10 protein-coding genes and 3 pseudogenes are annotated in these 10,885 nt (G+C 73.4%); 9 read left to right on the top strand and 4 right to left on the bottom strand.

The features are described 5' to 3' along the window. Window positions 1-1,118, bottom strand: a pseudogene (locus ABZ896_RS35885) (hypothetical protein); the annotation flags it as partial. 115 nt (window positions 1,119-1,233) lie between these two features. Here ABZ896_RS35885 and ABZ896_RS35880 point away from each other — a divergent pair. Beyond that, window positions 1,234-1,659: a hypothetical protein gene (locus ABZ896_RS35880; RefSeq protein WP_360938476.1), complete on the top strand. Its 426-nt coding sequence runs from the start codon at window positions 1,234-1,236 to the stop codon at window positions 1,657-1,659. A 426-nt stretch (window positions 1,660-2,085) separates the two neighbouring features. Continuing rightward, window positions 2,086-3,471, top strand: a complete 1,386-nt coding sequence (locus ABZ896_RS35875) for a hypothetical protein (RefSeq protein ID WP_360938473.1) — start codon at window positions 2,086-2,088, stop codon at window positions 3,469-3,471. 11 nt (window positions 3,472-3,482) lie between these two features. On the opposite strand, the pseudogene ABZ896_RS35870 reads toward ABZ896_RS35875, so the two are convergent. After that, window positions 3,483-3,830 (bottom strand): annotated as a pseudogene (locus tag ABZ896_RS35870) (two-component sensor histidine kinase); the annotation flags it as partial. Between the two features lie 16 nt (window positions 3,831-3,846). On the opposite strand from ABZ896_RS35870, the pseudogene ABZ896_RS35865 reads away from it, so the two are divergent. Then, window positions 3,847-3,951 (top strand): annotated as a pseudogene (locus ABZ896_RS35865) (DUF418 domain-containing protein); the annotation flags it as partial. Window positions 3,952-4,004: 53 nt separating this feature from the next. Here ABZ896_RS35865 and ABZ896_RS35860 read toward each other — a convergent pair. Then, window positions 4,005-4,922: a squalene/phytoene synthase family protein gene (locus ABZ896_RS35860; protein WP_360938470.1), complete on the bottom strand. Its 918-nt coding sequence runs from the start codon at window positions 4,920-4,922 to the stop codon at window positions 4,005-4,007. Between the two features lie 143 nt (window positions 4,923-5,065). On the opposite strand from ABZ896_RS35860, the gene ABZ896_RS35855 reads away from it, so the two are divergent. Next, window positions 5,066-5,896 (top strand): oxidoreductase, encoded by an 831-nt coding sequence (locus tag ABZ896_RS35855; protein ID WP_360938467.1) that lies wholly within the window; start codon window positions 5,066-5,068, stop codon window positions 5,894-5,896. Between the two features lie 23 nt (window positions 5,897-5,919). Here ABZ896_RS35855 and ABZ896_RS35850 read toward each other — a convergent pair whose 3' ends face one another. After that, window positions 5,920-7,131: a serpin family protein gene (locus ABZ896_RS35850; protein WP_360938464.1), complete on the bottom strand. Its 1,212-nt coding sequence runs from the start codon at window positions 7,129-7,131 to the stop codon at window positions 5,920-5,922. A gap of 83 nt (window positions 7,132-7,214) precedes the next feature. On the opposite strand from ABZ896_RS35850, the gene ABZ896_RS35845 reads away from it, so the two are divergent. The 5 genes from ABZ896_RS35845 (at window position 7,215) to ABZ896_RS35825 (ending at window position 10,805) form a co-directional block, all read left to right on the top strand. Beyond that, window positions 7,215-8,438 (top strand): DUF4190 domain-containing protein, encoded by a 1,224-nt coding sequence (locus ABZ896_RS35845; protein ID WP_360938461.1) that lies wholly within the window; start codon window positions 7,215-7,217, stop codon window positions 8,436-8,438. A gap of 147 nt (window positions 8,439-8,585) precedes the next feature. Then, window positions 8,586-9,338, top strand: coding sequence for a GntR family transcriptional regulator (locus ABZ896_RS35840; protein WP_360938458.1), 753 nt, complete (start codon window positions 8,586-8,588; stop codon window positions 9,336-9,338). 364 nt (window positions 9,339-9,702) lie between these two features. Further along, window positions 9,703-9,894 carry an SPOR domain-containing protein gene (locus tag ABZ896_RS35835; protein WP_360938455.1) on the top strand — a complete coding sequence of 64 codons (192 nt, stop codon included), beginning with the start codon at window positions 9,703-9,705 and terminating at the stop codon, window positions 9,892-9,894. A 25-nt stretch (window positions 9,895-9,919) separates the two neighbouring features. Beyond that, window positions 9,920-10,318, top strand: a complete 399-nt coding sequence (locus tag ABZ896_RS35830) for a (deoxy)nucleoside triphosphate pyrophosphohydrolase (protein WP_360938452.1) — start codon at window positions 9,920-9,922, stop codon at window positions 10,316-10,318. Between the two features lie 91 nt (window positions 10,319-10,409). Next, the gene (locus ABZ896_RS35825) at window positions 10,410-10,805 is read left to right on the top strand and encodes an ATP-binding protein (protein ID WP_360938449.1); all 396 of its coding nucleotides are present in this window, start codon (window positions 10,410-10,412) and stop codon (window positions 10,803-10,805) included. Window positions 10,806-10,885 lie beyond the last annotated feature (80 nt).

Below are 10,885 nucleotides of genomic sequence, written 5' to 3'. Positions count from 1 at the left end.
CGGCTCCTGCTTCCGCCGGGTGGCTGCTCGCCGCGCCGGCTCCTGCTTCCGCCGGGTGGCTGCTCGCCGCGCCGGCTCCTGCTTCCGCCGGGTGGCTCTTCGCCGTCGCGGCCTGCGCTTCCGCCGGGTGGCTCTTCGCCGTCGCGGCCTGCGCTTCCGCCGGGTGGCTCTTCGCCGTCGCGGCCTGCGCTTTCGCTGCCTGGCTCCTCGCCGCCCCGGCCTGCGCTTTCGCTGCCTGGCTGCTCGCCGCTCCGGCCCCCGCCTCCGTCGGCCGGCTCCCGGTTGCCCCGGCCCCAGCGCTCGCCTTCGTCGGGCGGTCCCCACAGAGCCCGGCCGAACAGCTCGCCGTGTCCCGCCTCGATCATGGCCGCGTACGCCGGTGAGTCGCCCGGCGCACCGCAGGCGTCGAGGGCCTCGGTCGCCGATGCGAGGACCGCCGCCGCGAAGCCCTCTGCGCCGAGTGCCGCTGATCCGAGTGCCGCTGATCCAACCGTTGCCGGTCCAACCGTTGCCGGTCCAACCGTTGCCGGTCCGATCACCGCCGCTCCCAGCACCCCGGCCGCACCACCGCCCCCCACCCGCCCCCGCCTCTCCCACCGCCCCGCCAACTCCGCGTCGAGCCGGGCGCGTAGGCCCTCGTCCGCGAGGTGGGTTCTCAGCGCGTCCACCGTGCGTCCGCCGCCCGCGTCCGCGACCTCCTCCACCACCGCCCTGGCCAAGGACTCCGCGCCGGCCGAAGGCGCCCCGTGCTCCGTGGCCAGCTCGAAGCAGCGCTGGAAGTACAGGTCTTGGGGGTTTCCGGCCACCACACCCAGCGCCCGCCGGGCCTTCTTGAGCAGTGTGAACCAGCGTGCCGTCGCCGTGAGCAGCGGGCCGGACTCCCGGATCAGCGCGTCGAGCCGGGCCGCCTGCTCCGGTCCGAGGAAGTCCGTCGCGAGCTCGGGACGCAGCGCGGGCCGCACGATCAGCGGCAGCACGATCAGCTTCACGGACCGCGTCAACGGCGCCCCACCGGGCCCGCTCAGCGGCTCGAGCCCCGGCCCGAGACTCCGCCAGGCACGGTCGATGACCTGGGCACGGGCCCGGGACCCGACGGTCGACCGGCGCGGAAGCGGCATGCGGGGAGCGTACGTCCTCCCCGAACAGACGGGCGAACCTGGGATCGGTAGAGGCCCCGCCCCGCCTAGCGTCCCGACCGTGCACCGCACCGGCTCACCACAAGGAGAAGCGGCCATGGGAATCTTCGGGAAGCGTGGCGGGAACCGCGAGCAGCGGGCCGCCGACATCGCGGGACAGGTGGCGAGCGGCAAGGGCTTCTACGGCCGTGCCACGCGCGCCTTCCTCGGCCAGGAGGACTTCGCCCGGGTCCAGGAGTCCCTCGGGGCGTACCGATCGGGCCAGGACGTACGGCAGTTGCTGGCCGCGGGCGCGCCGACCGTACCCGCCGTCGTCGTCTCGCTCACCGACACCGGCGGACTCGTCAACCACGACCCGGTCGTCGACCTGGTCCTCCGGCCGACCGGCACGACCGCCCCGGTCACCCTCCGGACGGTCGTCTCCAAACTCCGCATCCCCCGCCCCGGCGACCAGGTCCTCCTGATCGCCGACCCGTCCCGGCCCGGCGGCTACCTCTACGCCGGGGACGGCGTGAACCCGTAACGACGACCATGGCCGAGGACGACGACGGAGACGGCATCCGGTGGACGCGGGTCTCGCGGATCGGCCCGTGGGGCGCCGCCAACCTCTACGTCGACGCCCTGCTGATGTGCCTGTGCGGACCGGTCATGCTGGGCGGCTCGACGACGCGGGGTCCCGGCGACCTCGGAGGTCACCGGGCTGACCCCGTGGGACGACGGAGAGGACGCCGGGGTCGAGGTCGCGCTGCGGGTCGGCGGGCCGGGGTTCCGGACGTTCGAGGCGACCTGGCGCCGCTCGTCCCACGACGCCCTGCACGAGGGCGCGCGGCTCACGGCGGTCGTCGACCCGTCCGGCGGCCTGTACCGCGTCGAGCTCTGACCGGCCACCCCGACTGGCAGCGACATAAAAAGACAAAAAACAGCATGAAGCGACCAGAGAGGAGTGACCATGCGCGGCCGTACCGGCGTCTTCGTCGGCCAGTTCGTGTTCACCGCGGTCTGCTGCTCGGCCGGACCGTTCTTCCTCGCCGTGGGATGGGCCGCCTGGCACGAGGGCGAGCGCTGGGGCCTCGCGGTGGGCGCGGGCGGCGCGGTCGTCACCGTCCTGATCCCCGTCATGGCCGCCGTCGCCACCCGGCGGCTCCACCCCCGGGTCACCCGCGGGGACCACGTGCGGAACGGCCGGACCGACCGGTACGCGGACGACACCTTCGTGATGTGGGCGCCGAAGTCCGCGCCGGGCCCGGCGGGCGCCCACCTGGTGCGCGCGGACGTCCTGGAGGCGTCGCTCGTGCGCTACAGCCCCGACGGCGAGGCGACGTTCACCACCCACTACGGCGATTACGCCCCCGACGAGTTCACGCCCGTGGTCGGGATGCGGCTGCGCCTGCACACCGACACCGAGCGCGAGGTCACCGGCGAGTGGCGGGTGCCGTCGCTGTGCCTGTCGGCGGTCACGGCGGGCCGCCTGGCCGTCCTCGTCGACCCGGCGGGCGACGGCGACGGCGGGGTCACCGTCCACTGGCCGCGCAGCGCCCTGCTCGCGGGCACGCGCACCTGCCGGGTGATCGACCTCGACGGCCGGGTGACCGACGTGACCCGGCGGACCGGCCGCCAGCTCGCGCAGATGCGGATCTCGCGGGAGGCCGGCGGGGTCGTGATGGTCGGCGACACGATCGACCTGCGGCGCCTGGACGAGCGTACGGCGGCCCGCTACGGCGCCGTCGCCGAGCGGGCCCGCGCCCACCCCGAGGACCGGGCGCCGGTGACCGAGCCGGGCGAGGAGGCGCGGCTGCTGGTGGACGAACTCCCGGGCGAGGAAGGCGGGTTCGGACATGTCGGCCGGGGATGGGCGCGCCGCGGTGGCCACCTGGTGCGGGCCCGGTTCCTGGAGATGCGCGGCCGGACCACCTTCCAGGACCACGGCCCGGTGCTCGACACGGTGCTGCGCGTCCAACCCGCGGACGGCTCGCGCCCGTTCGACGCGGCCCTGCGGCTGACCGTGCCGATGAACTACCTCGCCCTCCTGAACCACACCAGGGAGGCGGTGCTCCAGGTGAGCCCCAACGGCCGTTCCTACGATGTCGACTGGACCCGCACCAACCTCCTCGCGGGCGTCACGACGGCCACGGTCATCGCCCCCGACGCCCGTGAGGTCCGGCTGCCGCCACGCTCCGACGCCCTCTGGCCCCTGATGAACCTGCTGGCCACGCACGGCCTCTCCAACCCGGGCCCCGTCCTCGACCTCCGCAGACGCCGGACGGGTGCGGTCGCCGGTGCGGTGCTGGACGTGCTCCGGGAGCGGGGCCTGACACCCGCCGAACGCCGGACATAGACAGGCCGCGGTCAGCCGTCGCCGGCCGGGATGCTCAGGCTCACCTCGTAACCGCCCTCGCGCGTGGGCCCGGATTCGAGGGTGCCACCCAGGAGTTCGGCCCGTTCGCCGAGGCCGACCAGGCCCTGGCCGAGGAGGGGGAGGGCGGGCCGGGTCGGCGGGGTGTTGGTGACGGTCACGCCGTAGGAGTCGCCCGTGTGTCACAGGTGTACGGCCGCGCGGGCGCCCGGCGCGTGCTTGCGGACGTTGGTGAGGGCCTCCTGGACGGTCCGGTACACCGCGCGCTGGGCCGTGGTGCCGACCTCCGGCGGGAGCCCGCCGCTCAGTTCCGCCTCGATCCCGCTGGTCGTGACGAGCCTCCCCCGCGCGCGTGCCCTCGCCGTCACCGTCTTCGCGACCCTGTGGTCCCGCTTCTTCCGACGCGGCCCTCTGGAGTGGCTCGTCACCAAGGCGACGAAACCGGCGGAACTGGTGCGGTGAGGCGGCCACGGACCAGCTCCGGCGAGCACCCTCCGCCGGTCCCGACAGCCCCCTCAGCCGCCGCCCCTCCGCGCACCCCGCAGAATCCGCAGCGTGCCCCCCAACGGCGGCCGCGCGGACCCCCGTAGGAGAAGGGCCGGACCCCGTGACCGGACCGCGTCCGCCGTCAGCAGTTCGATGCCGATGACCGCGTCGAGGAGCGGCCGGTGCGGGGGCGGGGTCAGGGCGCGGACCTCCCGTGCCGCCTCCAGCGAGGCCCGGGCGACCGCCAACTGGTCGTCCAGCAGCGCCCGCAGACCCTCCGGCACCCGGCCCGCCGCGAGGTCCCCGACCGTGACGCCGTAACGCTGAAGGGTCTGCTCCGGGATGCCGAGCCGCCCCTCCCGGAGGTCCTCGGCGAGGTCGTTGAGGAAGTCGAGGCGCTGGGCGCCGTCGATGAGCGTCCGGCACGCCGCCCGGAACCGGCCGTCGTCGTCCTCCGGCCCCACCAGCGTGCCGACCAGCATGAACGCGGGCATCGAGTACGCGTCGACGTAGGCCTGGTAGTCGCCCTCGGTGGCGAAGCCGGAGAACTCCAACTCCGCGTCGGCGGTGGCCAGATACTCCTCCACCACCGCCCGCAGCCGCGGCCGCGCGGCGACGGTGTGCAGGAGCGTCCGGATCAGCGGATCGTCCCCGGCGCCCGTCTCCAGGGCCTTGCGCACCCGCTGTTCCCAGGACGCCCACGCCGCCACCCGCTGCGGTTTAGGCCCGGTGTCCAGGAGATCGTCGCCGTGGTGCATCACGGCGGTCGCCGCCACCACGTGCGGCAGCAGCGCGGGCGGCAGCAGCAGCCGGGCCGCGAGGTAGGAGCTGCGCCGCTCGCGCGCCACCAGCCGCCGCTGGACGCCGTAGTCGCGCCGCAGTGCGGGATCGTGGATCCCGGCGGAGTCCAGGCTCCGCCGCCAGGTCGTCAACCCAGGCCCAGGCATGTGCACTTCCCTCTGCTTCGGACGTTCCGCGAGGCCGCGCACGCGCAGCTCCCCGCCATTGTCGGTGATGTCCCGCCGCAATCCGGTGGCGCTCCGGCGCGCGGGCGGCGCAGGCTGGAGCCCCACGCCGGACGGAGGACCAGATGACCAGGGTTTGGCTGATCACGGGCGCGAGCAGCGGACTGGGGCGGGCGATCGCCGAGGCGGCGCTGGCCGAGGGGGACACCGTGGTCGGTGCGGTACGACGGCCGGAGGGGCTGGAGGACCTGGTGGCCGCCCACCCCGGCCGGGCGGAGGCGCTGCGCCTGGACGTCGGCGACACGGCCGCCGCCGGGGCCGCCGTACGGGACGTACTGGCCCGGCACGGGCGGATCGACGTCCTGGTCAACAACGCGGGCCGCACCCATGTCGGCGCCTTCGAGGAGACCGCCGAGCAGGAGCTGCGCGACCTGTTCGACCTGCATGTCTTCGGGCCCGCGGCGCTCGTGCGGGCCGTGCTGCCGTCTATGCGCGAGCGGCGCTCCGGCGCGATCGTGCAGATGAGCAGCATGGGCGGGCAGATGTCCTTCGCCGGGTTCTCGGCGTACAGCGGGACGAAGTTCGCCCTGGAGGGCATGTCCGAGGCGCTCGCGGACGAGGTCGCGGAGTACGGCGTCAAGGTGCTCGTCGTCGAACCGGGCGCCTTCCGGACGGCGCTGTTCGACACGGGGCGGGCCGGGGTCAGCGCGGACAGCGGGGTGTACGCCAAGGTGCGCGGCACGCGGGAAGCCGTGGCCGGCGGCGACGGAGCGCAGCCGGGCGACCCGGCGAAGGCGGCCGCACTCGTCCTGGCCGCCCTCCAGGCGGACCGCACCCCCCTCCGCCTCCCCCTCGGCGACGACGGCGTCACCGCGGTCCTCACCCACCTCGACCAGGTCCGCGAGGACATCGCGGCCTGGGAGAAGCGGACGAGGGCTACGGCACTGGACGACTGACACCCGGCAGAACCGGCACCCCGTCACAACTCCTCGGTCGGCATGGCCGCTTCGCGCGGATACACCTCCGGATCCGTCACCCACCCCGACGCCACCACCAGCCGCGAATGGCGGTGCACGGCGAGAAAGCCGAAGGGGCGGTCGAACGCGGCCCGGATCCGGGTCGTAGTCCAGCGCAGGGCCGGGACCCCACCGGGCGCCGCCGCGACGGCGGTCACCGCGGCGGCGCGGAACCCCGTAGCGGTGAACCTCGCCAGGACGGACTGCCGGGCCGACCCGACGGCCGGCGGGAAGTCGCTGACACCGGGAAAGTGCCCGCGCGTGGTGTCGCGGGCCGAGCCGAGCCCGAACAGCCGGTCCAGCTCCAACAGATCGTGCTGCGCCCGCACTTCGAACGCGGCGGTGCTCACCGCGAGGGTCGGCGGCTGCGGCCGCGCGGTACGCAGCTTGACGACACTCACGCCGGGCCCCGGTTCGCCGTAGGGGAAGTGCAGACCCGACAGCACCGGGCGCCGGCGGTCCAGGATGCCGACGCCCGCCCCCAGCACCTGCCCCGGCGTCATGTGCTCCTCGCCGAGCAGGAGATGGACGTCCACGGCGGTGTCGCCCAGCACCTTCAGCTCGGTGACCCGGCCGTGCGGTGTGTCGGCCACGCCGATCCGGTCCAGCAGGGTGCTGGTGCGGTACAGGCCCAGCAGCTCGCGGTCCTGCCACGGGCCGGTCTCCGGCAGCATCAGGAAGTCCCGGAACGGGCGCAGCCAGTCCGTCCGCAGCACCAGCGCGCTCGCCAGCACCAGTTCGGGGTCGTCCCGGACCGACACCGGCATCCGCTCGATCAGCCCGCCCGTCCGCTCGGCCGCCCAGCCGTCCAGGGCCCGCCGGTCCGTCGCCGGGTCCCCGGTGAGCACGCCGTGCGCGTGGGCCGGCAGTCCGGCCGCCCACTCCTCGCGCAGCTCCAGCGTGCGCCGGGTCCACACCCCGAGGGCCGAGTCCAGACCGCGCACGGTCCTGAGCGCGCCCAGGAGTTCGCGGGCCGCGCCGGCCGATCGCTCCGGCGGCAGGCCGACGGCCTCCGCGAGCTCGGTCCGGGCCGGTCCGCCGGCGCCGTCCGCGAGGAGCGCCAGCAGCGGCCACACCCCCAGCGCCGAAAAAGCCGTTCCGTTCCCGGTCACGGTGTCGGACCATCTCGTCGTGAGACCGTTCACCGCGCGGATCGTCGCCAGTGTGACCGGCATTCCGCCCCCGTGTGTCCCGCGCATAGCATGCGCCTGTCGTACGTCAGTTCCCCACCAGTGTCTGAACCAGGAGCACGGTACCCGTGTCCATACCTCCGCCCCCTGGGCCCCAGCAGCCCCACCCCGCCCAGGGGCCGTCCCCGGCCCCGGACCCCTACGGTCCGCCGCCGCAGGGACAGCAGCCGTATGGGCACCCCTACGGGCCGCAGCCGTACGGGCAGCCGTATCCGGTCTGGGGGCAGGGCTACACCCCGTACAACCGCCCCGCCTCCGTCAACGGGCTCGCCGTCGCCTCCCTCGTGCTCGGCGTCCTGTGCTGCTTCCCGGCCGTGGGCGCGGTGCTGGGCGTGATCGCGCTGGTGCAGATCAGGAAGAAGGGCCAGACCGGCAAGGGCCTCGCGATCGCCGGGACGATCCTGTCGTCCCTGGGCCTCGCCCTGTGGATCCTCCTGCTGGCGACCGGCAGCCTCTCCCGGATGTCGGAGGTCTTCCAGGAAAGCGACGTCGAGGGTTCGACCTTCTCCGTGCCCGAAGGGCAGTGCTTCAACGCCCCGGGCAAGTCGCTGGAGGGCCTCACCTACGACGTCGACGAGGTCCCCTGCGAGGGTGAGCACGAGGGCGAGGTCTTCGGCGAGTTCGCGATGAGCGGCGACACCTTCCCCGGCGACGACGCCGTGTCCGCCGCCGCGGACGAGAAGTGCTACCCGCTCCAGAACGCCTACGCCATGGACAGCTGGGCGCTGCCCGACGACGTCGACGTGTACTACTTCGGCCCTACCAGGCAGAGTTGGCTGCTGGGCGACCGGAAAGTGAGCTGCATCTTCGGCAACACGGACGAGACGGGCACACTGACCGGCTCGCTGCTCGCCGGCACGAACGCCTTCGACGACGACCAGCTCGCCTTCCTGCTGGCCCTCGATGCCGTCGACGAGACGCTGTACACGGAGCCGGAGGCCTACCCGGAGGACGACCTGCCCGCCTACCGGAAGTGGGCGCGAGAGGTCCACGACAGCCTCGGCGAGCAGATCGGGGAACTGCGCGCGCACTCCTGGCGGGACGACACGGAGAAGTCGGTCGCCGCCCTGATCAAGGACATGGAGAAGTCCCGCGGCGAGTGGGAGAAGGCCGCCGCCACCGACGACGTGGACACGTTCTACACGCACTACGACGCGGGCTACGCGTACGTCGACGGCCCCACGACCGTCACCGCTCGCAAGGCTCTGGGGCTCGCCTACGACCCGCCGTCGTACGACGAGGACTCCGGGAGCACGGGCGACGACTCGGGGAGCGACAACCTCGATGTGTGAACCGGCTCATAGCGGGGAGAAAGTGCCTGCGTAAAGCCCGCCCCCGGAACATGTCATCACATCGAGTGATTCTCTGGCCTTTGCTTGCATGGGCCAACCCACGGTTGCCAGGCTGTTGCTGTCTGTACAACCTGATGGGAGCGGCCAGTGACATTCGGTGAGCAGCCGGCGTATCTGCGGGTCGCGGGGGATCTCCGCAAGAAGATCGTCGACGGTTCGCTGCCACCGCACACCCGCCTGCCGTCCCAGGCGCGGATCCGCGAGGAGTACGGCGTCTCGGACACCGTCGCCCTGGAGGCGCGCAAGGTGCTGATGGCCGAGGGGCTGGTCGAGGGCCGCTCCGGCTCCGGGACCTATGTGCGCGAGCGCCCGGTGCCCCGCCGGATCGCCCGCTCCGGCTACCGCCCGGCGAGCGGCGCCACCCCCTTCCGGCAGGAGCAGGCCGAGGCGGACTCCCATGGCACCTGGGAGTCGAGCAGCGCCCAGGTCGAGGCGTGCGGCGCCATCGCCGAGCGGCTCGCCATCCGGCCGGGCGACCGCGTGATGTGCACCCGATACGTCTTCCGGGACGCCGGCGAGCCGATCATGCTCTCCACCTCCTGGGAGCCCCTCGCCGTCACCGGGCGCACCCCCGTGATGCTCCCCGAGGAGGGCCCCCTCGGCGGCATGGGTGTCGTCGAGCGCATGGCGGCCATCGACGTCGTCGTGGACAACGTCACCGAGGAGGTCGGCGCCCGCCCCGGCCTCGCCGAGGAGCTGCACGCGCTGGGCGGTGTCCCCGGCCATGTCGTGCTGGTGGTCCACCGCACCTACTACGCCTCGGGCCGCCCGGTGGAGACGGCCGACGTCGTCGTCCCGGCCGACCGCTACCGGGTCGCGTACCACCTCCCGGTGAAGTAGCGCACGCGTGTGGTGAAGTAGCGCACGCCCCGGGGCGGTTGCCCCGGCGAACAGGTGCCGCGCCCCGGTACGAACGCCGTTCGATTCCAGACGTTCTCGCAGGTCGACACGGGCCTGCGCCACACCTCGCAGACCGGACACGTCCCTGCCCGGCGGGGGCGCGCAGATCCCTGCGCGCCCCCCGGTGCGGACGTCCGTCCTGGCTGGTTGCGTACCTCTTTGTGAAAACTCGTATTCGCTGCGTAAAGGTTGGGCGTAGGCTCGGGCATATGCGGATTGCGGTTTCCTCGACGGGTGGGGCTCGGCGCAGGTCGTGGACGGGGCGCGCGTTACGGGCCGGGGCGGGAAAGGGCGGTGGAGCGCTGTGAACGACGGCACGATCACTCTCCCCTGGCTCGTCATACGGCAGGACGACAACGGCAACCGCTACCGCGTGGGCCGGTACGCGACCCGGGCGGAGGCCCAGAAGATCGCCGACAGCCTCGACTCCCGCGGTCACAAACAGCTCTACTGGGTCGAGCGGATCAGCCAGAACGGCACGAGCTCCGCGGACTGACCGGGCCTCCCGTAGGCTCCGGCGCATGACGGAACGGATCGTGGTGGTCGGAGCCGCCCTCTTCGACGGCACCCGCCTCCTGGCCGCCCGCCGCAGCGCGCCTCCGGCACTGGCCGGCCGCTGGGAGTTGCCGGGCGGCAAGGTGGAGCCCGGCGAGCCCCCGGAGCAGGCGCTCACGCGTGAACTCCGCGAGGAGTTGGGCGTCGAGGCGGAGATCCTGGACCGCGTGCCGGGCGAATGGCCCCTGAAGCCGCCGTACGTCCTCCAGGTCTGGACGGCGCGGCTGCGCCCCACCTCTCCCGCCCCGAAGCCCCTCCAGGACCACGACGCGCTGCGCTGGCTGACTCCGGATGAGATCTGGGACGTGGACTGGCTGGACCAGGACGTGGACGCGGTCCGGGAAGCCACCTCGCGCCCCTCTTAAGCCGTTCGGCGCGGTACTCCCCTCCTGATATCGGGTATGTGCCCATTAACCCCACGAAAGTGGACACGGGTGTATCACCGGGCCCCAGGATGTGATCGGCGTGATCGACACCGAAGGCGACTGCGCCGAGTGGACGTTCCCCGCGGACCCCAGCGCCGTACGGGCCGCGCGTACGGCGGTCCGTGACCGGCTGCGGGACTGGAACCTCGACGGCCTCGCCGACATCGCCGCCCTGCTGGTCAGCGAACTGGTCACCAACGCCCTCCGGCACGCGACCGGACCCATCGGCGTCCGTCTCGTCCTCACCGGCGTCCTGCTGGTGGAGGTCTCCGACCCGCTGCCCGACCCGCCCCGGGAACGCCAGGCCCGGCCGGACGACGAGAGCGGGCGCGGGCTCCAGCTGGTCGCCCACTCGGCCCGCCGCTGGGGCACCCGGCCGGGGGTGACGGGCAAGACGGTCTGGTTCGAACTGGCGGTCCCGGGATGAACAGACGCTGTACGGCGGCACCCTCGATGTCCACCGCCTGGTTCAGGCCAGTGGCAGTTGTCGATGGCCGTGATTCGATG

The sequence above is a fragment of the Streptomyces sp. NPDC047072 genome, from assembly GCF_040643855.1.
Taxonomy (GTDB): Bacteria; Actinomycetota; Actinomycetes; order Streptomycetales; family Streptomycetaceae; genus Streptomyces.
Note: the sequence above shows the minus strand (reverse complement) of the source record. Positions and strands in the feature narration are given on the sequence as shown.